Below are 23712 nucleotides of genomic sequence, written 5' to 3' on the forward strand. Positions count from 1 at the left end.
CCCCCCCCCACCCCCCCCCCCCCCCCCCCCCCCCCCCCCCCCCCCCCCCCCCCCCCCCCCCCCCCCCCCCTCCCACAGGGTTTTGCGTTTTTGAAGGCAAAAAAACGCCCCGAACCAGTCGGGGCGTTTTCATGTGCGGCTCAGCAGCGGGGAATTACTTGCCTTCCCAGCGCTTCAGTACCAGCGTGGCGTTGGTGCCACCGAAACCGAAGCTGTTGCTCATCACAGTGTTGATGGTGGCGTTTTCGCGGGTCTTGGTCAGTACCGGCAGGTCGGCCACTTCTGGGTCCAGCTCGTCGATGTTGGCGGAACCGGCAATGAAGTTGCCTTCCATCATCAGCATGCAGTAGATCGCTTCGTGAACGCCGGCGGCGCCCAGGGAGTGACCCGACAGGCTCTTGGTGGAGCTGATGGCCGGAGCCTTGTCGCCGAACACTTCACGCACGCCTTTCATTTCCGCGACGTCGCCGACCGGAGTCGAAGTGCCGTGGGTATTCAGGTAGTCGATCGGGGTGTCGACGGTGGACAGCGCCTGCTGCATGCAGCGGATCGCGCCTTCGCCGCTTGGGGCGACCATGTCGTAGCCGTCGGAGGTCGCGCCGTAGCCAACGATTTCCGCGTAGATTTTCGCGCCGCGGGCCAGAGCGTGTTCCAGTTCTTCCACCACGACCATGCCGCCACCGCCTGCAATGACGAAGCCGTCACGGTCTGCGTCGTAGGCGCGGGAAGCTTTTTCCGGAGTGTCGTTGCGCTTGCTGGACAATGCGCCCATGGCGTCGAACAGGAACGACTGGCTCCAGTGTTCTTCTTCACCGCCGCCGGCGAAAACGATGTCCTGCTTGCCCATCTGGATCTGTTCCATGGCGGTACCGATGCAGTGAGCACTGGTGGCGCAGGCAGAAGCGATGGAGTAGTTCAGGCCCTTGATCTTGAACGGAGTGGCCAGACAGGCGGAAACGGTGCTGCTCATGGTCCGCGTGACGCGGTATGGGCCAACGCGCTTTACGCCTTTCTCGCGCAGGATGTCCAGCGCTTCCATCTGGTTCAGTGTCGATGCGCCACCGGAACCGGCAATCAGGCCGGTGCGCGGGTTGGACACTTGCTCTTCGGTCAGGCCGGAGTCAGCAATGGCGTCTTTCATGGCCAGGTAGGCGTATGCCGCCGCGTGGCCGACGAAGCGATAGATCTTGCGATCGATCAGTTCTTCAAGGTTGAGGTCAATGGAGCCGGAAACCTGGCTACGCAGACCCATTTCGGCATATTCCGGGTTGAACCGGATGCCAGGGCGGCTTGCACGCAGGTTAGCGGAGACGGTCTCTTTGTCATTGCCCAGGCACGAAACAATGCCCAGACCAGTGATAACGACGCGGCGCATGCGGATAACCCTTAGAAGTTGTCAGTGGAGGTGAAAACGCCGACCCGGAGGCCTTCGGCGGTGTAGATTTCGCGACCGTCGACAGTCACCGAACCGTCGGCGATGGCCAGGTTCAGCTTGCCCTTGAGGACGCGCTTGATATGAATGTTATAGGTGACTTTCTTGGCGGTCGGCAGGACCTGGCCGAAGAATTTCACTTCGCCCGAACCCAGCGCACGGCCACGGCCCGGCAGGCCTTGCCAGCCCAGGAAGAAACCGACCAATTGCCACATGGCGTCGAGGCCCAGGCAGCCCGGCATCACCGGATCACCTTCGAAGTGGCAGGCGAAGAACCACAGGTCCGGAGTGATATCCAGCTCGGCGACCAATTCACCTTTGCCGTACTTGCCACCCTCTTCGCTGATCAGGGTGATGCGATCGACCATCAGCATGTTCGGGGCGGGCAGTTGCGCGTTACCTGGGCCGAACAGCTCACCGCGACTGCAGCGCAGCAGGTCTTCCCGGGTAAAGGCGTTTTGTTTGGTCATGCGAGCTCCTCAATAGTCCCATGCGGCAGGTGGGGCAAATCATCCCGGCCGATCGAAGCGTTCATGCCTCGAACCGGCAGCCTACTCATAGACTATTGCGTTGTAGTGAAAGTCACAGCACCAAGGACATGAATGTACACTTGTGCACTGAAATTTTTAATCAAGCCCCTTTTCGAGCTTGTTCGGGTGCCTAAGACTGCCGCACTTTCGCCTTTCACGCCAGTCACAGATGCTCGAAAGGCCTGTACTACTGCACCCATCGCTGCAGAATTTGCTGAAGATCAGTGCGTTTGAAGGGCTTGGCCAGGTAATCGTTCATTCCCGCCGACAAACAAGCTTCGCGATCCCCCTGCAAGGCGTTGGCGGTCAGGGCAATGATCGGCAAGTCGGTACAGCCGGGCAGTTCACGAATCTGCCGGGTGGCTTCATAACCGTCGATGACCGGCAGTCGGCAGTCCATCAGTATCGCCTCGAAAATCAGGCTCTCGGCACTGCGTACTGCCTGTGCGCCATCGGCGGCGACGCTGACAGTAAAGCCGAGGCTGCGCAGCATGGCTTCGATCACTGTCTGGTTGACCGGATTGTCTTCGACCAGCAGCACATTGCGCCCTTCGCCATCCCCCTTGTGGGTCGGTACGCGCGGTACCCGAGCCGGCAAGGCTTGCTGATACAACGCCAGCGGAATCTCGAGGGTAAATATCGAGCCACGGCCTTCCTCGCTCTGGGCGCGCAAGGTGCCACCCATGCGTTCGGCGAGTGTGCGTGCAATCGGCAGGCCCAGGCCGGTCCCACCATAGCGTCTTGATATGGAGCTGTCGGCCTGCTGAAACGCGTCGAACATCAATTCCAGGCTTTCGGGGGGAATGCCAATCCCACTGTCGCGCACCGTGCAGGTGAACCACAGCAGTTCGTGATCCAGGGACTGCCACTGCGATTCGATGCGCACGCGTCCCTGTTCAGTAAACTTCAGGGCATTGCCGACCAGATTGACCAGTATTTGCCGGATGCGCGTCGGGTCACCCTGAACCTGCAGCGCGCGCATGTCTTGTGGGATCTGCAACTGTAGATCGAGCCCGCGTTGGACGGCGCTGTGCTGGAACGACTGGGCGCAACTGCCGATCAGGTCTGCGAGATTGAAGGGGATATGCTCCAACTCCAGTTCTGAGCGTTCGATACGCGAAAAATCCAGAATGTCATTGATGACTTTGAGCAGGTGCTCGGTGGATTCCGAAGCCAGAGCCGCGTATTCGAGCTGTTCTTCGGTCATCTGGGTGGTTTCCAGCAATTGCAGCATGCCAAGCACGCCATTCATCGGCGTGCGCAGTTCGTGGCTCATCATGGCGAGGAAGTCGGACTTGGCGTTATTGGCCTTTTCCGCTTCCTCGCGGGTCTGGATCAACTGCGCCATGGCCTGGTGCTGTTCGTGGCTGGCCTGCTCGAGCCCCTTGGCGAGGTTGTTGATATGTTGGGACAGGGCGCCGAGTTCGGTGTCGTCAACGATGGGCAGGGGCGTCTTGTAGTCGCCGGCCTGGATCGCCTTGACCGCATTGCCGATATCGCGGATCGGTTGCGACAGGCTCGCGGCCAGGCGCCGGGCGACCATGAAGGTAAACAGCAGGGCGAACAGCGCCAGAATGCCGGCCTTGAGCAGGATTTCCTGTTGGCGCTGGCTGAACGCATCATTGGACAGGCCAACGATCACCCGACCCAGGTAATCCTCGGCGGGCGCCGTGGGGGGCACGCTGCCGTCCTGGAAAAAATCATTGTGCAGCGCGATCCGTTGCAGGCGCACGGGGGCCTGGAAGACTTCAATCTGGTGCGGCTTTTGGTAGCTTGCCGAAGGTTGCTCGACATACACCAGAATCCGGTTGGCGCTGTCCTGCACCTCCAGGAACCGTACGTTGGGCGTTGCCAGCGTGGCCTTGAGCAGGCTTTCGAGCACCTCGTTATTGCCCGAAATCACCCCGTATTCGGTGGCCGGCGCCAGTTGGTTGGCAATCAACTGGCCGGTGTGGTTGAGCTCCTGGCGCAGGTCCTGGATCCGCACGAAAGTGAAGAAACTGATCAACAGTAACGTCAGCAGCAGGGCAGGGCCGAGGCTGATGATCTGGGTACGGGTACTGATGTCCCAGCGGCGACGGAAGGTCATGGCTGGCGTTCTCCTTCTGCCAACAGCGTTGCGACAGCCACTTCATTTACCTGTTCAAGCCCCAGGGAACGAGACACCTGCCGATTGCTGGAGACTTTGAAGCGGTGTGGATATTGCGTGCGTGGCCACGTGGCGGGTGGCAGGTCGAGCAGCTCATCGAGAATCGCCAACCAGTCGCTTTGATCGCTGTAGGTACTGGCCAGGCTCCCGGCCTTGACGAACCCTGCATTGGGACCGATCAAGGCCAGCTGCCGCGCATAGCTGCTGAGCAACAGGTTTTTCGCGGTTTTCGGGTTGTACAGATCGGGGTCGTCGAGGCCCAGTACTACATCGCTGTTGTCCAGCAAAGCCTGCAAGGGACGACTGTCCTGGGTGTTTTCCCAACGTTCGGTGACCACTTCAAGACCCAGGGGATAGGCGGCCTGGCGCAGTTCCCGCAACAGGAACTCGCTATGGCTGTCGTACAGGACGCCAACCCGCTTGGCCTCGGGCAGCAGGACACGGGTGAGGCGCAATTGCCGGTCCAGTGGCGGATCGCTCCAGAGCAGGCTGAGGTGCGGGGGCAGGGCGTGCCCAAGGTGTTGTCGCGCCTGCAGGCGGCTGATGCGCAGCACCAGTGTCGCCGGGCCGCGAGGGTCCTGCAGGCGCCAGTCGAGACTGGGCAGATCGAGCAGGATCAAGCGGGTGTCCGCCGCCAGCTTGCCCGGTGGCGGCAGGCTGGCCAATGGCTGGAAGTGCACGTTGTCGGCCGGTCGCAATTGCACCAGGGCCTGGACGAAGGATTGCACGCCGGGGCTATCGTCGACACCGGTCAGGAGAATGTCCGCGGCGCTGGCCGAATGGCTGTGTAGCCAGCCACCGAATACCAGGCAAGCCATGGCCAACAGATGGCCAAGGATTGACGGCTTGCGTGGCGGGCGATGCGGCATCTTAAAACGCCAGCTGCGCGCTGAAATACATCAAGCGACGCTCGTCATAGTTGTTGTCGACAAAGGAAGTAGGCTGGTTGTCGAGGCGCTGCTGCAGCACACCAGCCAGTTCCAGATGAGTCTTGCCCAGGCGGATGCGCCTGGCGATGCGCGTGTCGAGGCGTTCGAAGCGGTAGCCGTTGAGCGCGTCGTCAGCATAATAGAAGAGCGCGCTGTTCCAGCCATCGCCCCAGTCGCGCAACCAGGCGGCAGAACCACTGTTGCCTGCAGTCTGTTGTGCATCCTGCAGGTTGCTCGCGTCAGCGTCGACGTAGGCATAGGTCAGGCGCAAGCGGTCGGCGCTGCTGAATTTCCAGTCGAGTTGGGTTTCCGCTCCTGTGTAGCGCGCGGAGTTGGCATTGCTGGCGATGTACTGGTTATTGCGCAACGGCTCACTGATCATCCCGGTGATCTCGTCGTAGAACAGCTTTACATCGACGGCCAGGCCCGATTCGGCGAAGTAACCGTTATAGCCCAGTTCCCGGGAACGCATATGTTCCTGGTCGAGGTCGCCGGGGCCGCGGGTCTTGACGAAATAGCGGGCACTTGACTGGCCATAGGCGCCGGGTTGCAGGTGGGTGACCTGGTAGCTCCAGTTGACGTTGTTCTCGAACATGTCCGGCGAGCGGACGGCTTGCGAGTACACCGCACGCAGGCCCTGGCGCGGATTGATCAGGTAGTTGACCGCCATCCGTGGGCTCAGTGAGCTGCCGATCAACTGCGTGTCTTCGAACATGGCACCGCCCTGCAGGAGCCAGTGTTCGCTGGCGCGCCATTCAAGCTGGCCGAACGCCCGCCAGGTGGTGTCATCGAGAGTGCCATTGAAGTAGGTCTCGGAATCTGCCCGGTCGTAACGATAGTTCAATCCGCTGACCAGCCGCAGGTTATCGGACAGGCTCAGGGTATCCTGCAATTCAAGGTCATAGCGCGATTCCCGAGTGCTTTGATCGATATCGCCGCAGACCGTTCGCCGGGCGCCGTTGCGCCACTGGTCGAGGACTTGATTGGCCAATGCGCGTTGGGTCGGATCGGCGTCAGGGGCTCCGGAGACCAGAAAGCTCTCGATGTTGCGCGCCAGGCGTTCCGTGTAGTTCGGGTTGAGTTGCCAAAGCTCGCTGAGTTCGGGGCTGAACGATACTTCGGCATCGCAGGCGCGCCAGGTTTGCTGACGGTCCCAGTGCTGGGCCGAACCCTGGATGTAAAGGCTGTGCTCGGTGTTCAGGTCGAGATTCCAGCGCAGCGAGCCGGCGTAGTCCTTGGCGCTGACGTCGGAATTGTCCCCCGCGCGGGTAATCCCTGAAAACACCGGGCGGTAGGTATAGGGGCGTTGGTTGGTGCCGTCCTTGGCATTCACCTGCCATTCGATACTTTGCCGTTCGTCGAGCGCTTGACTAACGGCAAGGTTGAAGCGCTTCAAGCGTCGACTGTCATGGTAGTCGCCGCCCCAACGGTCGGTATCAAAGCCATCGTCTTGCTGGCCAGACAGCGACAGACGTAAATCGCCGTCCTCCCAACCCACGCCCTGGCTGGCATAAAAGTCGTCGATGCCACGCTGGCCGCGGGTGACTTTCAGGCGCGTACCGTGGCTGTCGGCCGGATTGCGCGTGATGATGTTGACCACCGCCATCAGCGCATTGGCGCCATAGCTGACGGTGTTCGGGCCGCGGAAAACCTCGATACGCTCGATGTCCTCCATGGCCACCGGAATATCGCTCCAGTCCACCGTGGCCAGTCCCGCGCGGTACACCGAGCGACCGTCGATCAACACTTGCAGGCGCCGTGCTTCGGTGGCGCTGGTGCCGTGGTAATTCACCGTGGCCTGATTACCGCTGATATTGCCGACCATCATGCCGGGTACCAGGCGTAGCACTTCACTGATGTCGCGCGCGCCGCTGGCATTGATCAGCGCGGTGTCGAGCACCGTCATGCTCCCCGGCACGGCAGCCGGCGATTGTTTCAGGCGCGTGGCCGTGAGTACTTGCGGCAACGGTTCGCTGTCGAGAAACAAGTCGTCGGCCATCGCCGGCGAGCTGAACACCAGCGCCAGGACCAACGGCGAATGGGGTGAAGTCGAACCCAGGGACACAGCACATCCTTGTTAACCATCGATGGCGCGCATGTTAACCGAGCCCGTTGACTTTTCCAGTCACGATGTAAGCATTTTCCTGGGTATTACCGGACTTCTTCCTACCCATGTCGGTAATTGACGCGGGGACTGGCCGACACGGGGGCGCTCCGTATAATGCCGACATTGCCACTGGTATGGATTAACGGATTACATATGACTCAACAGCGCCCGATCGCGGTTTTGGGAGGCGGAAGTTTTGGTACCGCCGTGGCTAACTTGCTGGCCGAAAATGGTCATCAAGTCCTGCAATGGATGCGTGACCCTGAACAGGCCGAGGCCATCCGGGTCAATCGCGAGAACCCGCGTTACCTCAAAGGCATCAAGATCCTGCCCGGTGTCACGCCGGTCACTGACCTGCTGGCCACCCTGGATGCGTGCGACCTGAGTTTTGTCGCGCTGCCCTCCAGCGCGTTGCGCTCGGTGCTGGCCCCGCATGCTGATCGACTCAGCGGCAAAATGCTGGTGAGCCTGACCAAGGGCATCGAAGCCCACACCTTCAAGCTGATGAGCCAGATTCTCGAAGAGATCGCGCCACAGGCACGCATCGGTGTGTTGTCCGGGCCGAACCTGGCCCGTGAAATCGCCGAACATGCATTGACCGCCACGGTGGTCGCGAGCGAAGACGAGGCGCTCTGCCAGCATGTCCAGGACGTGCTGCACGGCCGCACCTTTCGCGTGTATGCCAGCGCCGACCGGTTTGGCGTCGAACTGGGCGGTGCGTTGAAAAACGTCTACGCGATCATTGCCGGCATGGCGGTGGCGATGGGCATGGGCGAAAACACCAAGAGCATGCTGATTACCCGGGCGCTGGCGGAAATGACCCGCTTCGCGGTGAATCAGGGTGCCAACCCGATGACATTCCTTGGCCTTGCGGGCGTGGGTGACCTGATCGTGACCTGCTCGTCGCCAAAAAGCCGTAACTATCAGGTCGGGTTCGCCCTCGGCCAGGGCTTGAGCCTCGAAGAGGCAGTCAATCGCCTGGGCGAAGTTGCCGAAGGCGTGAACACGCTCAAGGTGCTCAAGGCCAAGTCCCAGGAAGTTGGCGTGTACATGCCGTTGGTCGCCGGGTTGCACGCGATCCTGTTCGAAGGGCGCACGCTTGAGCAGGTGATCGAACTGTTGATGCGGGGCGAGCCGAAGACCGATGTCGACTTTATTTCCACCAGCGGCTTCAACTGAACCCCCACTTCACAGGAACGGAGCGAGAAATGAGTGATCCAAAAGTAGAAGCCAAATACGAGTCCATCTTGCTTCGAGTGCTGTGGATGGTGGTGTTCCTGCTGGTGTGGCAGGTGGCGCAGTTCATGCTTGGCGCCGTGGTGCTGGTGCAATTGATCTATCGTTTGATCTATGGCGCCCCGAGCGCCAGCCTGATGAACTTCGGCGACAGCCTGAGCCAGTTCCTGGCCCAGATCGGTCGTTTCGGCAGTTTCCACAGCGACCAGAAACCCTGGCCGTTCGCCGATTGGCCGACGCCGCGTACGCCGGAAGGTGAAGCGCCGCACGTCGTGGCGCCTGCGCCACATCCGGCCCGAGATGAGGAACCCAAGCTATGAAACTCTGGGTATTGCGTCATGGTGAAGCCGAGCCACACGGCTCCAAAACCCACGATTCGGAGCGGGAGCTGACTGCCAATGGTCGTGAAGAAGTGCTGCGCGCCGCCGCCAACCTGGTTGGCCAGCCGCTGACAGCGATCTATGCCAGCCCCTACACGCGAGCGCAGCAGACCGCCCAGCTGGTTCGGGATGCCTTGGGTTTCGGACCGGAAATACGCACCGTCGAGTGGCTGACTCCGGATTATGATCCCGACAGGGTCACTGACCAGCTGAAGTCGGTCACCAATGCACTGCTGGTTTCTCATAACCCACTCGTGGGAAACCTGCTCAGCTACCTGCAACATGGTGCGGGTCATCCGCCAGAGAAGGTCAGCACCGCCGGCCTGGCCGAGCTGGAAAACTCTGAATTGCTGATTGGCGCGATGAAGCTCAACAGCATCAAGCACCCTTAAAGGCAAAAGACCACAGCCAGCGGCGGCGCCTAAAAGGGCTTTCAGCGTTCCCCCGTAGGAGCTGCCGCAGGCTGCGATCTTCTGATCTTGAAAAATAGCCAACCAAGCATTTGCTTGGTTGGCTACGCTTGCTCCAGACCAAGAAACAAAGGAGCGAGTCCCATGCCTGCTGCTTCCCGTTTGCCCCTGGACGTTTTCTACGAGCGCGAGGCCCGTCATCCTCGCCAGCGCTTTCTCGTCCAGCCTGTGGGCGGTGGCCGTGTCGAGACATTGAGCTGGGAGGACGTCGGTCATCAGGCACGCTGTGCGGCCCATTGGCTGCGATCCCGGGAACTGCCCCAGGGCAGTCATATTGCCCTGATCTCGAAAAACTGCGCGCACTGGATCATTGCCGACCTGGCGATCTGGATGGCCGGGCATGTCTCGGTGCCGTTGTACCCCAACCTCACCGCCGAATCGGTGGCCCAGGTGCTCGAACACTCCGAAGCGGCGCTGGTATTCATCGGTAAACTCGATGACTGGCCTGGCATGTCCCGTGGGGTGAATCCCGAGCTGCCGACCATCAGCCTGCCGTTACATCCAACCGGCACTTTCGATTTCAGCTGGGACGACCTGCAACGCAGCTCGCCGATCCAGGACGATCCCAAGCCCGCCGCCGATCAACTGGCAACCATCATCTACACGTCCGGCACCACCGGCATGCCCAAGGGCGTGATGCACAGCTTCGCCAATCTGGGATTCGCCACCACGCGCGGCACGCAGTTGTTCGGTCTCAATGAGTCGGATCGACTGCTGTCGTATTTGCCGTTGTGCCACGTTGCCGAACGGATGTTCGTCGAACTGGCATCGATTTACACGGGGCAAACCGTGTTCTTTGCCGAAAGCCTTGACACCTTCCTGACGGACTTGCGCCGTGCCCGGCCAACGGCGCTGTTTGGCGTGCCGCGCATCTGGACCAAGTTCCAGATGGGGGTGTACAGCAAGATCCCGGCAAAGCGCCTGGATTTCCTGCTCGGGCTGCCGATTATCGGCAAGCGGGTCGGGCACAAAGTCCTCGCCGGGTTGGGGCTCGATGCCTTGCGCGTGGCCTTGTCCGGTGCGGCGCCGGTGCCCCTGAGTCTGCTGTTGTGGTATCGCAAGCTCGGACTGGACGTGCTGGAGGTCTACGGCATGACGGAAAGTTGCGGTTACTCGCACATTTGCCTGCCGGGGCAGAACAAACCAGGCTGGATTGGCATGCCGTGCCCGGAGGTCGAGGTGCGCATCGACGAATCGGGCGAGGTCATGGTACGTAGCGGGGCGATCATGCTGGGGTATTTCAAGGATCCGCAGAAAACCGCCGACACCATCACCGAGGACGGCTTCCTGCGCACCGGCGACAAGGGCGAGGAAGATGCCGAAGGCAACTTGCGCCTGACCGGGCGCCTGAAGGAAATCTTCAAGACCAGCAAAGGCAAGTACGTAGCGCCGGCGCCGATCGAAAATCGCCTGGCGGTGCATTCGCGCATCGAGCAGGTGTGCGTGGTCGGTGATGGCTTGAATGCGCCACTGGGCCTGTGCGTGCTTTCGGCCGTCGGGCAGCAGGAGACACGGGCCGGGTTGCATTCAAGCCTGGAAAAGCTGCTGGAAGAGGTCAACAGCGTCCTCGACAAGCACGAACGCTTGCGGCGGCTGGTGGTGGTCAAGGACAGCTGGGCGGTGGAAAACGGTTTTCTCACGCCGACCCTGAAGATCAAGCGCAACGTCATCGAAGCCACTTACGGCGCTCGCTTCGAAGAATGGAGCGAGCACACCGAAGCGGTGCTGTGGCAGGATTGAGCCACGATAAAACCAACAAGGAAAACCTGCTATGAGTCTGTGGCGTACCGTTCCCAACATCGAACAACTGAACGCAATTCAGAAAAACACCATTGGCGAACTGTTGGACATCCGTTTCGAAGCCTTCGATGAAGAGTCCTTGACCGCGAGCATGGTCATTGACCATCGCACCCACCAGCCTTATGGCTTGCTGCATGGCGGCGCTTCGGTGGTGCTGGCTGAATCAGTCGGCTCCATGGCGAGCTACCTGTGCATCGATGCCAGCAAGTTTTACTGCGTGGGGCTGGAAATCAACGCCAACCACCTGCGCGGCTTGCGCAGCGGCCGAGTGACGGCGGTCGCCAAACCCATTCACATCGGGCGTACGACCCATGTCTGGGATATCCGCTTGACCAGTGACGAAGGCAAGGCCAGTTGTGTGTCGCGGCTGACCATGGCCGTGGTGCCGCTGGGTGATAATCCGCCAGCACGTTGATCTCCCCGTTCCTTTATTCGCATGGCCGGACTGTCATCATTCCTGTCAGTTACGGTCATTGCTCAAGAACGCGGTCTTGCGGACAATCGGGTTTGTTTTCGCTGATGGATCGACCGGTATGTCGCAACAGATATTTTTCGCCCACGCCAATGGTTTTCCTTCGGGAACCTACGGCAAGTTGTTTGCGGCGCTGGCACCCGAATTTCGGGTGACGCATCTGGAGCAACACGCCCACGACCCGCGTTTCCCGGCGGACGACAACTGGTACAACCTGGTGGATGAACTCATCCACCATCTGCAGCAGCAGTCACAGCCGGTGTGGGGCGTCGGTCATTCCTTCGGTGGCGTACTGCATCTGCACGCGGCGTTGCGTTGCCCCCAGTTGTATCGCGGTGTGGTGATGCTCGATTCGCCGGTGCTGACGCGCACCGATCAATGGGTCATTCGCGCAGCCAAGCGCTTGGGTTTCATCGACCGCCTGACCCCGGCCGGCCGCACCCTGGGGCGTCGTGAAGAATTCGCCGATCTCGAGAGCGCCCGCCGTTATTTCGCCGGCAAGAGCCTGTTTCGCAGCTTCGATCCAGAGTGTTTCGATGCCTACCTGCACTATGGTTTGCATCAGGACGGCGACAGGTTGCGCTTGCGTTTCGACCCAGCCACGGAAATCAGCATCTACCGGGGCGTACCACACACCAGCCCCGGCCGCCTGCGGCAGTTGCAAGTGCCGCTGGCGGTCGTTCGCGGGCACGAGAGCCGGGTGGTGATGCGTCATCACACCAGTTCAGTCGGGCGCATGCCAAATGGCGAGGCGCTGAGCATGCCTGGCGGGCACATGTTTCCTCTGGAACGTCCGCAGGAGACGGCCGTACTGCTGAAAAACCTGTTCGAACGCTGGACCTCTCGCCAGCAACGGGATTGCGCATGAGCCAGGTCGTCGAAGAAGTGCGCCTGAGCCTGCCGCATATCGAGTTGGCGGCGCATTTGTTTGGCCCCGAAGACGGTTTGCCGGTCATTGCCCTGCATGGCTGGCTGGACAACGCCAATAGCTTCGCCCGCCTGGCACCCAAGCTCAAAGGCTTGCGCGTGATCGCCCTGGACATGGCCGGTCACGGGCACTCAGGACACCGCCCACCTGGCGCCGGTTACGCCATGTGGGACTATGCCCACGATGTGTTGCAAGTTGCAGAGCAGCTTGGATTGAAGCGGTTTGCTTTGCTGGGGCATTCGATGGGTGCCATCGCCTCGCTGATCATTGCCGGTTCGTTTCCGCAGCGAGTCACTCACCTGGCTTTGATTGACGGTGTCATCCCTCCCACGGACAAAGGCGAAAACGCTGCCGAACGCATGGGCATGGCCCTGCAGGCGCAACTGGATCTGCGGGAAAAACGCAAACCGGTCTACAGCACCCAAGACCGCGCCATCGAAGCACGCATGAAAGGCCTGGTGGCGGTCAGTCGCGAAGCCGCCGAACTGCTGGCCCAGCGTGGCTTGATGCCGGTGCCGGGCGGTTATACCTGGCGCACCGACAATCGCCTCACGCTGCCATCGCCGCTGCGCCTTACCACCGAGCAGGCCATGGCCTTCGTCCAGCGGGTCGCCTGTCCGGCGAAACTGGTGGTCGCCGCTGACGGCATGCTCGCCAAACATCCGGAGTTGCTGGAGCGTCTACCCTTTAGTCTTGAACAGCTGCCAGGCGGCCATCATTTGCACTTGAATGATGAACCCGGTGCCGACCTTGTCGCAGACTGTTTCAATCGGTTCTTCGCCATTCCTTGACTTGCGCCGGGCAACTGTCGAGGCTGGGTGGGTTGAAAAGGGAGACAACCATGATAGACCTCTACACCGCTGCGCCCCCGAATGGCCACAAGGGCATGCTGATCCGATGAGTCTATCCATGCGCTCATTCAGTTTGCTGATGCTCAGTTGTTTCAGTCCACTCTCATTAGCCGTCGATCTGCCCGGCAGTCAGGACTTGCCGATCGTGCCGCGCATGACCGATGCGCAGATCGTCGACTATCGCCCCACGGCCGAGCTTGAACGGATCTACCCGCTCGGCTCGATCCGCAAGATCAGCGGTCAGTTGCGCTTTGACGGGCAGGTCAGTGCTCGTGGGCATGTCACCTCAGTGACCTATGAATTGCCGGCGGAACATTCCTCGACCGAGGCCTTCACCGCTGCGCGCGAAGCGCTTCAACAGCAGGACGCCCAATTGCTGTTCTGGTGCCAGGCGCGAGATTGTGGCGAAAGCAGCCTATGGGCCAACGAAGTGTTCGGCAACGCCAAGCTCTATGGCGCCGATAGTGAGCAGGCTTACCTGCTGTTACGCCTGGCCGCACCGAAGGACAATACGCTGGTGGCGCTCTACAGCATCACCCGTGGTAATCGCAAAGCCTATCTGCACGTCGAACAATTCGACGCCGTCGCCCCGCTGGGGGATTTGCTGCCGACGTCCGCAACCTTGCTGCGCGAGCTCAAGAGTACCGGTGAACTCGACTTCCCCAAGTTGACGCAAACACCCGATGACAAATGGCTGCGCCTGATCTCCCGGGGCCTGAACCTGGACACCACCTTGCGGGTCAGTGTGTCCGGGCCCAACGCTGAAGCCTGGCGTCAATCGTTGATCGAGCAGGGCGTACGTGCGGCGCGGATGGAAACCGGTGGTGTCGACGGTCCTGGATTGCATATCAAACTGCTGCGATAAGCGTCATCCGGCGAACACGCGTGGCGTGTTCGCCTACTCTTTTTGCTGAATGATTTTTTCGAGACTGTGATGATCAATAACGATCGGCTGTTGGTGCAGATCCTGCTCCTGGTGCTGTTTGGCGCGAGCTTATGGGTGATGGCGCCGTTCTGGTCGGCCCTGTTCTGGGGCGCGGTGCTGGCGTTCGCCAGTTGGCCGCTGATGCGCCTGCTGACCCGCTGGCTCAATGGCCGCGAATCCTTGGCGGCGGCCCTGCTGACCGTGGGCTGGATGGTGCTGGTGGCGGCGCCGCTGGTGTGGCTGGGGTTCAACTTGGCGGATCATGTGCGCGACGCCACGGCGTTCATCAAGGATGTGCAGGTCGACGGCCTGCCTGAAGCGCCGACCTGGCTGGGCAGCATTCCCCTGGTGGGCGAGCGGCTGGTGGTCATCTGGAACAGTATCGATCAGCAGGGCGCGGCGATGATGGTGTCGCTCAAGCCTTATCTGGGCCAGGTCGGCAACTGGTTGCTGGCGCGTAGCGCGCAGATTGGCGGCGGCATCCTCGAGCTGACCCTGAGCATTGTCTTCGTGTTCTTTTTCTATCGCGACGGACCACGGTTGGCGGCCTTTGTTCATGGTTTGCTGGAGCGGCTGATTGGCCACCGTGCCGGGTACTACATCGAACTGGTGGCGGGCACCGTGCAACGGGTGGTAAACGGCGTGATCGGCACTGCCGCGGCCCAGGCGGTCCTGGCGTTGATCGGCTTCCTGATTGCCGGCGTCCCTGGGGCATTGGTGCTCGGTATCGTGACCTTCCTGCTCAGCCTGATTCCCATGGGGCCGCCGCTGGTATGGATTCCAGCCACTGCCTGGCTGGCCTGGAAGGGTGAGTACGGGATGGCGGTGTTCCTTGGCGTCTGGGGCATGTTCATCATCAGCGGCGTGGACAACGTGCTCAAGCCTTACTTGATCAGCCGGGGTGGGAATTTGCCGCTGGTGATTGTGTTGCTAGGGGTGTTTGGTGGTTTGATTGCATTCGGATTCATTGGCCTGTTTATCGGGCCGACATTGCTGGCCGTGGCTTACAGCCTGTTGACCGACTGGAGCAAAAGCCAGTCGCGGATTGATGACCGTCGCTGAATTCAATCCTTGCGCTGCACTCAGGTCCTGGGCAGGCGGATGATCGCCGTCAGCCCACCACCGGGGGTTTCTTCCAGGCTGAGCTGCCCGCCCAGGCGTTGCGCCGCCTCGCGAGCAATGGTCATGCCCAGGCCGACGCCGCCGGAGTTGCGATTGCGTGAGCCTTCCAATCGGAAGAACGGTTCGAATACGGCCTCACGTTTATCCGCCGCGATCCCTGGACCATGGTCGATGACCCTGATCACCAGGTGTTGGCGATTATCTTCGAGCGTGATCAACGCATTCCCGGCATAACGCAAGGCGTTGTCCAGCAGGTTGTTGATACAGGAGCGCAGTGCCATCGGCTGGACTTGCAGCGGCGCGCAATGACCGCTGGCCTGGACGTTTGCCCCCTGGTCCTGGGCGTTTTCGCTCAGGGACTCGACCAGCGCCTGCACATCCATCCACTGTGACGCCTCGCTGGTGCGCTGTTCGTGCAGGTAGCCGAGCGTCGCATCGAGCATGCTGATCATGTCGTCCAGATCCTGGCGCATCTGTCCTTGCAGCTTGTCGTCGTCAATTTGTTCCAGGCGCAGTTTGAGACGCGACAGGGGCGTGCGCAGGTCGTGGGATACCGCGCCGAGCATGCGCGAGCGCTGCTTGACCTGCTCGATGATGCGTTGCTGCATTTTGTTGAACGTGTGCGCCGCTTGTCGCGCTTCCCGTGGGCCGGATTCCTCCAGTGGCGCACTGTCGAGGTTTTCACTCAGGCGCTCGGCCGCGTCGCTAAGGCGTTGAATCGGCCGGCTGAGTAATTTGGCGCCGTACCAGGCTGCAATGATCAGCGAGATCAGCTGAAACGTCAGCGGTACCAGTGGTCCGCCAAACCATGGCCTGGCAGGGCGGGGGGCCAGGCGCGGGTCCATCGGTGGGCGTTGACCGTCCATGTCTTCGGGAAACGCCGGCGGGGGAGGGGGAGGCGGCGGGCCGTAGTAGTGAAACCATGCAAATGCCAGCAGGTGTGCCAGGACAATCGCGATCAGCAGTACTCCAAACAGACGGCCGAACAACGTATCGAAGCGCGCCCGCATCAACCGATATCCCGGGCGTCAAACAGGTAACCCTCACCACGCACGGTTTTGATCAGTTGCGGGGCCTTGGGATCGTCACCGAGTTTCTGCCGCAGGCGCGACACCAGCAGGTCAATGCTGCGATCGAAGGCTTCGATCGAACGGCCACGAGCGGCATCCAGCAGTTGCTCGCGGCTGAGGACCCGGCGCGGACGTTCAATAAACACCCACAACAGGCGAAATTCGGCATTGGACAGCGGCACCACCAGGCCATCGGCTGCAACCAATTGGCGCAGCACGCTGTTCAGACGCCAATTGTCGAAACGGATGTTCGCCCGTTGTTCGCTGCGGTCGTCCCGCACCCGGCGCAGAATGGTCTGGATGCGTGCGACCAGTTCGCGGGGTTCGAACGGCTTGGCCATGTAGTCGTCGGCGCCGAGCTCGAGACCGATGATCCGGTCGGTGGGTTCGCAACGGGCCGTGAGCATCAGGATCGGAATATCCGATTCGCCGCGCAACCAGCGGCACAGCGACAGGCCGTCTTCGCCGGGCAGCATCAAGTCGAGCACCACCACGTCGAAATGCTCCGCCTGCATCGCCAGGCGCATGGCGGCGCCATCAGTGACCCCGCTTGCATGGATGTTGAAACGCGCCAGGTAGTCGATCATCAGCTCGCGGATCGGCACATCATCGTCGACGATCAGGGCGCGAATGCTCCAGCGTTTTTCATCGCCGGGCGCTTTTTGATCGTCGTTCACGGGGGCTGGAGTGTTGTGCATGCGTGGGTTCATCTGCCAGGTAGGCTGCCAACCACAAAGATAGGCTGCGAGGTTGTGGTTCCAGCATAGGCGTCCTGCCCGGAGGCGGGAAGTGCTGAGCCAAGGACGTATTGCGGTTGCCGAGGGTAGCGGACAAGGATGTTGGGGGCGTGTCGTGACTGTACCGAACTCGACACAATTGCCGCAGAGGCTAGTCTTGGCGGAGCGATCTCGACGATTTACCGATCATCGGGTCCCGCAGGGCCATTGGTTCCGCTACAATGCGCGCCGATTTCGACTTGCCTGAGAGCCCACTCATGTCCGCCTGCCAGACTCCTATCATCGTCGCCCTGGATTTCCCTACCCGTGACGCCGCACTGAAGCTGGCCGATCAATTGGACCCGAAACTGTGCCGGGTCAAAGTCGGTAAAGAACTGTTCACCAGCTGTGCTTCGGAAATCGTCGGCACCCTGCGTGACAAGGGTTTCGAAGTGTTCCTGGACCTCAAGTTCCACGACATCCCCAACACCACGGCCATGGCCGTCAAGGCCGCGGCGGAAATGGGCGTGTGGATGGTCAACGTTCACTGCTCCGGTGGCCTACGCATGATGGCGGCTTGTCGCGAAGTGCTGGACCAGCGCACCGGGCCAAAACCGCTGCTGATCGGTGTGACGGTGTTGACCAGCATGGAGCGTGAGGATCTGGCGGGTATCGGCCTGGACATCGAGCCGCAAGAGCAGGTTCTGCGCTTGGCCGCCCTGGCGGAAAAAGCCGGTATGGATGGCCTGGTGTGCTCGGCCCTGGAAGCCCAGGCGCTGAAATCGGCGCACCCGTCGCTGCAATTGGTGACCCCTGGGATTCGCCCGGCGGGCAGCGCCCAGGACGATCAACGCCGTATCCTGACTCCGCGCCAGGCGCTGGATGCCGGTTCCGATTACCTGGTGATCGGCCGCCCGATCAGCCAGGCCGCAGATCCGGCCAAGGCTTTGGCCGATGTGGTGGCCGAACTGGCGTAAAAGATCGCAGGCTGCGCCAGCTCCTACAGGGGGCCGCATTTCCCTGTAGGAGCTGTGTAGGAGCTGTCGAGTGAAACGAGGCTGCGATCTTTTAATCGATCACTTTTAAACCTTTAGAACCAACTTGCCGAAATTCTCCCCGCTGAACAACTTCATCAGCGTCTCCGGGAAGGTCTCCAGGCCTTCGACGATATCTTCCTTGCTCTTGAGCTGCCCCTTGGCGATCCAGCCAGCCATTTCCTGTCCGGCGGCGGCGAACTGCGCGGCGTAGTCCATCACCACAAAACCTTCCATGCGTGCGCGGTTGACCAGCAGTGACAGATAGTTGGCCGGGCCCTTGACCGCTTCCTTGTTGTTGTACTGGCTGATGGCGCCACAGATCACCACCCTTGCCTTGAAGTTCAAGCGGCTCAATACCGCGTCGAGGATATCGCCGCCCACGTTGTCGAAAAACACGTCCACGCCTTTGGGGCACTCGCGCTTGAGGCCGGCCACGACATCTTCGTTCTTGTAGTCGATGGCGCCGTCAAAACCCAGCTCGTCGATGAGGAACTTGCACTTGTCCGCGCCGCCGGCGATACCGACTACCCGACAGCCCTTGATCTTGGCAATCTGCCCGGCAATGCTGCCCACCGCACCGGCAGCGCCCGACAGTACGACGGTATCGCCGGCCTTGGGCGCACCCACGTCAAGCAGCGCGAAGTAAGCGGTCATACCGGTCATGCCCAGTGCGGATAAATAGCGCGGTAGCGGCGCCAGTTGCGGATCGACCTTATAGAACCCACGCGGCTCACCCAGGAAATAATCCTGTACGCCGAGGGCGCCGTTGACGTAGTCGCCCACCGCGAAGCCAGGGTTGTTTGAAGCGATGACTTTGCCCACGCCCAACGCGCGCATCACTTCGCCAAGACCGACCGGCGGGATGTAGGACTTGCCTTCGTTCATCCAGCCGCGCATGGCCGGGTCCAGGGACAGGTATTCGTTCTTGACCAGGATCTGGCCTGCAGCCGGTTCGCCGACCGGTACTTCCTGATAAGTAAATGTTTCCCGGGTCGCGGCACCCACTGGGCGTTTGGCGAGCAGAAATTGGCGATTGGTCTGGGACGTCATGGCAGGCACTCAGGATGAATGAAACCTTGTTGATAGACCCTCGAGGTCGATGCCGCAAGTTCGGCTGATCCGGCGAATACAGTCTTATCCAGTACAGTGATAGTTGGTACGGTAGTTCCATCACTGCCACTCATGGTGGCTCAACCGGCCGTTTGATAGTGCTGCCGGGCCTTGGGGGCTGTGGCTATGCTGGGAACTCGCGATCCCCCGCAAACTACTCTTCGAGGACAGCACAATGAGCATGACGTTTTCCGGCCAGGTGGCAGTGGTGACAGGCGCGGCAGCCGGCATCGGCCGGGCCACTGCCCAGGCGTTTGCCGCCGCAGGCTTGAAGGTGGTGGTGGCCGACATGGACACGGCGGGCGGCGAGGGCACGGTCGCGCTGATCCGTACGGCTGGCGGTGAAGCGACCTTCGTAAGGTGCAACGTGACAGTGGAAAGCGATGTAAAGAACCTGATGGATGAAGTGGTCAATACCTACGGCCGTCTCGACTATGCGTTCAACAATGCCGGTATCGAGATCGAAAAAGGCAAGCTGGCCGAAGGTACGGTCGAGGAGTTTGACGCGATCATGGGCGTCAACGTCAAAGGCGTCTGGTTGTGCATGAAGTACCAATTGCCTTTGTTGCTGGCCCAAGGCGGCGGTGCAATCGTCAATACCGCGTCAGTGGCAGGTCTCGGGGCTGCGCCGAAGATGAGCATCTACGCGGCGTCCAAGCACGCTGTCATCGGCCTGACCAAATCGGCCGCGATTGAATACGCCAAGAAAAAAATCCGCGTCAATGCCGTGTGCCCGGCGGTGATCGACACCGACATGTTCCGCCGTGCTTATGAGGCAGACCCGAAGAAGGGCGAGTTCGCCAATGCGATGCACCCGGTCGGCCGCATCGGCAAGGTCGAGGAAATCGCCAGCGCGGTGCTGTACCTGTGCAGCGATGGCGCGGCCTTTACCACGGGGCACTCATTGGCCGTGGACGGCGGAGTTACCGCGTTTTGATAGCGGATCGACCTCCAGCGTTCTGAAAACGACGCGGGCGTAGCTTTTTGCCATTATTCAGGCGCCAGAGTCTTGTGTTGATACGGGGCCGTTGCGACTCTGCTGTTACTGATAATGGCGGGGGACTGAGTGCAATGAATTCGGCCGTGCAAGGACGTTTTGCCAACCTCGGTATGGCAAAAAAACTGGGTGTAGGGTTTGCGCTGGTGTTGCTGCTGACGGCCCTGGTGGCGGCGATCGGTGTATGGTCGCTGCAAACCATCAGCCAGCGCTTCGACGGGCTCAAGCAGATGTCTTCGCTCAACAGCGGTTTGCTCAAGGTGCGACTGCTGGAGCAGGAATATGCCTTGCATGGCAGCCCGAAAACCGTCGATGCCCTGCACGCAGGCGTTGACGGCCTGATCGCCCTGGCAAACCAGCTCAAGTCAGCATCGGCGGCCAATGTACCGGTCATGAATGATGTCGAGCAGTCCCTGGGGGCTTACCGCAAGGCGTTTGACGAGTTTGTCTCGCTCAGCCAGGCCAAGGACCTGGCGCTGGAAATGGCCAGTTGGTCGGTGTCCAGCGTGGCCAACAATCTCGACGTCCTGCAAGCCGGGCTCGCCGATGACGGCGCTTACACGCTGAAGGAAACCGAAGGCAAGGACGGGGCCGCGTTCATCGAGCAAGCCAGTCAGGTCAGCCAGGTTTCTCGGTTGATGTTGCAAGCCATGAACGAAGCACACGTGCGTCTGGCCCAGAGCCGCAAGGGCGACGACAGCGCCGGGCAGGGCAAGATCGAGCAGGCCAGCCAGGCGCTGGCCCAGGCCGAGCAACTCAAGACCACGGTCAAGGATGAGGGTTACCAGACGGTCCTCAATGAAGTCACCGGCCATATCGCCAGTTTCAGCGACAAGCTCGCTGAGTACACCGGCCTGCTGGAGCAGGAAAAAACCGTCTACCAACAATTGCACCAACGCGCTGCCCAGGTGGTGGAGCGGGTGGATCAGGCCTATGTCGCCGAAGACCAGTCGATGCAGGCGCAACTGAAAAACAACTCGCTACTGATACTCGGCTCTTCGGTGCTGGCCTTGCTGGTTGGCTTGATTGCAGCGTGGGTGATTACCCGCTTGATCGTGGCGCCGCTGCGCACTGTGATTCGTGTGGCGCAGCAGATCGCTGCAGGGGACCTGAGTGCGAAGGTCGAGGTGACCCGTCGTGACGAGATCGGTCAGTTGATGGAGGCCATGCAGCAGATGGGCGCAGGGCTGAGCCAGATCGTCAGCGGTTTGCAGGCGGGCATCGAGCAGTTGGCCACTTCAGCGCAATCCTTGTCTGCCGTGACTGAGCAGACCAACCTCGAAGTCAGCAGCCAGAAGGAAGAAACCGAGCAGGTTGCCACGGCCATGAACCAGATGACCGCCACCGTGCACGACGTTGCGCGTAACGCCGAAGAGGCCGCGCTGGCGGCGCAAACAGCGGATGGCAAGGTTGAAAGCGGGCAGCAGGTGGTGCGCCAGAGTATGGTGCGGATCGAGCAACTGGCGGATTCCGCGACTTCGGCCAGTTCAAGTATCGAAAGCCTGAGCGCGGAAATCCAGAACATCGGCACGGTGCTCGGCGTTATCAAGAGCGTGGCGGAGCAGACCAACCTGTTGGCCCTGAATGCGGCCATCGAAGCAGCCCGGGCGGGCGAGCAGGGCAGGGGGTTTGCGGTGGTGGCCGATGAAGTGCGGGCCCTGGCCAAGCGCACCCAGCAATCGACCGAAGAGATCGAGCGACTGGTCAGCGCCTTGCGCGCGGCGGCGCAGGCCTCGGTGCAGCAGATACAAAGCAGCGGTGAGTTGGTGAAACTCGCCGTCAGCGATGCACTGCAGACTGAAAGTGCGCTGGGGAGTATCGCGGCGGCCGTGTCCTTGATCCAGCAGATGAACCAGCAGATCGCCGCTGCTGCCGAAGAGCAGAGCTCGGTGGCCGAGGAAATCAATCGCAGCGTCACGAGTATTCGTGCGAGTGCGGATCAGTCTTCGCTGGCGATGCAGGGCAATGCGGCGTCGAGTATCGAGCTGGCGCAGTTGGGGGTTGAGCTAAAGGGAATGGTGGGGCATTTCAGGCTTTAATGCTGGCCTGACAGCCGCTAAAAAATCGCAGCCTGCGGCAGCTCCTACTGGATCACGTTTCATGTAGGAGCTGCCGCAGGCTGCGATCTTTTGATCTTCGTGTGTATTACTGCTTTTTTACGTTCGTTCTGTGATCAGTCGTAGATCACTTTCTTCTTCCAGTCCGCATCCGCCTCGACGTCCTTCAGGCCTTCGGTCAATTGGTTGACGTCACCCTCTACCGGAGCGATACGGTCCATGACCTGGTCGTTGGCGCGGGCCAGGAGTTTTTCCAGGTATTCCAGTTGTTCGGCGTAGACCTGGGGTTCCTGTTGTTTGCGCAGGTACTGCACGCCGCGTTCGAACGCCAGTCGCGCTTGGCCGGGCTGGTTCTGCTGCAGGGCATGCTGGCCGAGGTTGTTGAAAAACTCGATGTGAAGCAGCACAAGGATATGGCGCACTTGACGAATCCAGCCCTTGGCTTCATTGGGTGGCAAAAAACCATCCTGGGCAGCGCGGGTGATTTGGCCGTGCAGGGCTTCGAGCAGGAAACGCACGTCCTTGGCCTTGGCTTCGGTCTGGATCGGTGCCGGTGGGTTGTTGACTGGAATTGATTCGCCCTGGCCAACCAGAGCCTCAAGTTCAGTAATCCGGGCCTTGAGGTTGGCGCTGGTCTTTTCCAGATTCAGCAGGCGTTGGCAAACATTCAGTTCCAGGCGCGTCAGCAACAGTTTAAGCGCTGGCGTCATCAACTGGCCGGGAAACGTCTCGGTGATCTCCCCACAGCGACGCAGGCGATCATTGAGTTCAACCTTGGTGCGGGCCCTCTCCAGCTTATTGTTTTCCACCACATGGTTGATGTAGCCAATGGCGATCAAGAGTGCGATCCCGGCTACGACGAGCAGGGTGATCATGAGTGGTGTCACCGGTAAGACCTCTTTATAGGGTTTGCGTGCGAGTGAAGTGGCCTGGCCTTCAGGCGCCGGCTCGGCGTGGCTGAAGGTTTATCGGCCGCGATCCGCGTATATAAATGCTGGCACTCTGAAGCATATTGCCATCACTCATGGCGTCGACTATAACGTCTTGGCGAGTGTCAGAATATAGGCGCCAGACCCCAGGCGACAGAAAAGCCGGGAGGGGTCGCAAAGCAGCGCGAAGTCATTGATTTAAATAAATTTATAACAGGGGGTTGACGACCTCTCAATCCATCCATAGAATGCGCGCCACTTGCAGCGTAAAGCGAACAGCGAAACGAAGCAGGGAGTGAATGTTGTAGTGTGTCCCCTTCGTCTAGTGGCCTAGGACACCGCCCTTTCACGGCGGTAACAGGGGTTCGAGTCCCCTAGGGGACGCCAATGCGGGAATAGCTCAGTTGGTAGAGCACGACCTTGCCAAGGTCGGGGTCGCGAGTTCGAGTCTCGTTTCCCGCTCCA

The 23712-nt window shown here is 60.6% G+C and carries 21 protein-coding genes, 2 tRNA genes and 1 pseudogene; 15 read left to right on the plus strand and 9 right to left on the minus strand.

What is annotated here, in order from left to right:
• Positions 1-154 precede the first annotated feature (154 nt).
• From fabB to AC3WWR_RS25755, 5 genes are all read right to left on the minus strand, one after another.
• Positions 155-1375 (minus strand): beta-ketoacyl-ACP synthase I, encoded by a 1221-nt coding sequence (gene fabB, locus AC3WWR_RS25735; protein ID WP_008016529.1) that lies wholly within the window; start codon positions 1373-1375, stop codon positions 155-157.
• Positions 1376-1386: 11 nt separating this feature from the next.
• Positions 1387-1902 (minus strand): 3-hydroxyacyl-[acyl-carrier-protein] dehydratase FabA, encoded by a 516-nt coding sequence (gene fabA, locus AC3WWR_RS25740; RefSeq protein WP_003179264.1) that lies wholly within the window; start codon positions 1900-1902, stop codon positions 1387-1389.
• Positions 1903-2149: 247 nt separating this feature from the next.
• A complete protein-coding gene (locus AC3WWR_RS25745) occupies positions 2150-4051 on the minus strand; it encodes an ATP-binding protein (RefSeq protein ID WP_033045355.1) in 1902 nt (633 codons plus the stop codon).
• Complete coding sequence (locus AC3WWR_RS25750) at positions 4048-4980, minus strand: ABC transporter substrate-binding protein (protein ID WP_020799702.1); 933 nt, start codon at positions 4978-4980, stop codon at positions 4048-4050. Before AC3WWR_RS25750 ends, AC3WWR_RS25745 begins: the two co-directional genes overlap by 4 nt.
• A 1-nt stretch (position 4981) precedes the next feature.
• Positions 4982-7105: a TonB-dependent receptor plug domain-containing protein gene (locus tag AC3WWR_RS25755; protein WP_454866253.1), complete on the minus strand. Its 2124-nt coding sequence runs from the start codon at positions 7103-7105 to the stop codon at positions 4982-4984.
• Between the two features lie 195 nt (positions 7106-7300).
• On the opposite strand from AC3WWR_RS25755, the gene AC3WWR_RS25760 reads away from it, so the two are divergent.
• The 9 genes from AC3WWR_RS25760 to AC3WWR_RS25800 all read left to right on the plus strand — a co-directional run bounded on the left by AC3WWR_RS25760 (position 7301) and on the right by AC3WWR_RS25800 (position 15271).
• Positions 7301-8326: an NAD(P)H-dependent glycerol-3-phosphate dehydrogenase gene (locus AC3WWR_RS25760; RefSeq protein ID WP_020799700.1), complete on the plus strand. Its 1026-nt coding sequence runs from the start codon at positions 7301-7303 to the stop codon at positions 8324-8326.
• A 29-nt stretch (positions 8327-8355) separates the two neighbouring features.
• The gene (locus tag AC3WWR_RS25765; RefSeq protein WP_020799699.1) at positions 8356-8703 is read left to right on the plus strand and encodes a DUF4389 domain-containing protein; all 348 of its coding nucleotides are present in this window, start codon (positions 8356-8358) and stop codon (positions 8701-8703) included.
• Positions 8700-9155: a phosphohistidine phosphatase SixA gene (sixA, locus tag AC3WWR_RS25770; protein WP_020799698.1), complete on the plus strand. Its 456-nt coding sequence runs from the start codon at positions 8700-8702 to the stop codon at positions 9153-9155. Before AC3WWR_RS25765 ends, sixA begins: the two co-directional genes overlap by 4 nt.
• A gap of 162 nt (positions 9156-9317) precedes the next feature.
• Complete coding sequence (locus tag AC3WWR_RS25775; protein WP_179053714.1) at positions 9318-10973, plus strand: AMP-binding protein; 1656 nt, start codon at positions 9318-9320, stop codon at positions 10971-10973.
• 31 nt (positions 10974-11004) lie between these two features.
• On the plus strand, positions 11005-11448 hold the full coding sequence (locus AC3WWR_RS25780; RefSeq protein WP_020799696.1) for a hotdog fold thioesterase: 444 nt from the start codon (positions 11005-11007) through the stop codon (positions 11446-11448).
• Positions 11449-11566: 118 nt separating this feature from the next.
• Positions 11567-12373, plus strand: coding sequence for an alpha/beta fold hydrolase (locus AC3WWR_RS25785; protein WP_020799695.1), 807 nt, complete (start codon positions 11567-11569; stop codon positions 12371-12373).
• Positions 12370-13224: an alpha/beta hydrolase gene (locus AC3WWR_RS25790; protein WP_020799694.1), complete on the plus strand. Its 855-nt coding sequence runs from the start codon at positions 12370-12372 to the stop codon at positions 13222-13224. Before AC3WWR_RS25785 ends, AC3WWR_RS25790 begins: the two co-directional genes overlap by 4 nt.
• A gap of 118 nt (positions 13225-13342) precedes the next feature.
• Positions 13343-14149, plus strand: coding sequence for a DUF4892 domain-containing protein (locus AC3WWR_RS25795; RefSeq protein WP_033044860.1), 807 nt, complete (start codon positions 13343-13345; stop codon positions 14147-14149).
• A gap of 69 nt (positions 14150-14218) precedes the next feature.
• Complete coding sequence (locus AC3WWR_RS25800) at positions 14219-15271, plus strand: AI-2E family transporter (protein ID WP_033044862.1); 1053 nt, start codon at positions 14219-14221, stop codon at positions 15269-15271.
• 20 nt (positions 15272-15291) lie between these two features.
• Here AC3WWR_RS25800 and AC3WWR_RS25805 read toward each other — a convergent pair whose 3' ends face one another.
• Together AC3WWR_RS25805 and AC3WWR_RS25810 are read right to left on the minus strand one after the other, a co-directional pair.
• Positions 15292-16341, minus strand: coding sequence for a sensor histidine kinase (locus AC3WWR_RS25805; RefSeq protein ID WP_020799691.1), 1050 nt, complete (start codon positions 16339-16341; stop codon positions 15292-15294).
• Positions 16341-17099: a response regulator gene (locus tag AC3WWR_RS25810; RefSeq protein WP_020799690.1), complete on the minus strand. Its 759-nt coding sequence runs from the start codon at positions 17097-17099 to the stop codon at positions 16341-16343. Before AC3WWR_RS25810 ends, AC3WWR_RS25805 begins: the two co-directional genes overlap by 1 nt.
• Positions 17100-17395: 296 nt before the next feature.
• Between AC3WWR_RS25810 and pyrF the strand changes: the two genes are divergently transcribed.
• Positions 17396-18094, plus strand: coding sequence for an orotidine-5'-phosphate decarboxylase (pyrF, locus tag AC3WWR_RS25815; RefSeq protein ID WP_162247449.1), 699 nt, complete (start codon positions 17396-17398; stop codon positions 18092-18094).
• Positions 18095-18199: 105 nt separating this feature from the next.
• On the opposite strand, the gene AC3WWR_RS25820 is transcribed toward pyrF, so the two are convergent.
• Entirely contained in the window at positions 18200-19204 is a 1005-nt protein-coding gene (locus AC3WWR_RS25820) for an NADP-dependent oxidoreductase (RefSeq protein WP_020799688.1), read from the minus strand.
• Between the two features lie 235 nt (positions 19205-19439).
• Between AC3WWR_RS25820 and AC3WWR_RS25825 the strand changes: the two genes are divergently transcribed.
• The 3 genes and pseudogenes from AC3WWR_RS25825 to AC3WWR_RS25835 all read left to right on the plus strand — a co-directional run bounded on the left by AC3WWR_RS25825 (position 19440) and on the right by AC3WWR_RS25835 (position 22300).
• Positions 19440-20201, plus strand: a complete 762-nt coding sequence (locus tag AC3WWR_RS25825; protein ID WP_020799687.1) for an SDR family oxidoreductase — start codon at positions 19440-19442, stop codon at positions 20199-20201.
• 1013 nt (positions 20202-21214) lie between these two features.
• Positions 21215-21442, plus strand: a pseudogene (locus AC3WWR_RS25830) (HAMP domain-containing protein); the annotation flags it as partial.
• Positions 21437-22300, plus strand: coding sequence for a methyl-accepting chemotaxis protein (locus AC3WWR_RS25835; RefSeq protein WP_411157058.1), 864 nt, complete (start codon positions 21437-21439; stop codon positions 22298-22300). The pseudogene AC3WWR_RS25830 and the gene AC3WWR_RS25835, both read left to right, overlap by 6 nt.
• A gap of 134 nt (positions 22301-22434) precedes the next feature.
• On the opposite strand, the gene AC3WWR_RS25840 is transcribed toward AC3WWR_RS25835, so the two are convergent.
• Positions 22435-23193 carry a hypothetical protein gene (locus tag AC3WWR_RS25840; protein ID WP_020799685.1) on the minus strand — a complete coding sequence of 253 codons (759 nt, stop codon included), beginning with the start codon at positions 23191-23193 and terminating at the stop codon, positions 22435-22437.
• Between the two features lie 365 nt (positions 23194-23558).
• Here AC3WWR_RS25840 and AC3WWR_RS25845 point away from each other — a divergent pair.
• Positions 23559-23634: transfer RNA gene (locus AC3WWR_RS25845), tRNA-Glu, on the plus strand.
• Positions 23635-23636: 2 nt separating this feature from the next.
• Positions 23637-23712: transfer RNA gene (locus tag AC3WWR_RS25850), tRNA-Gly, on the plus strand.

It is taken from the genome of Pseudomonas sp. EB271-G4-1 (assembly GCF_058791355.1).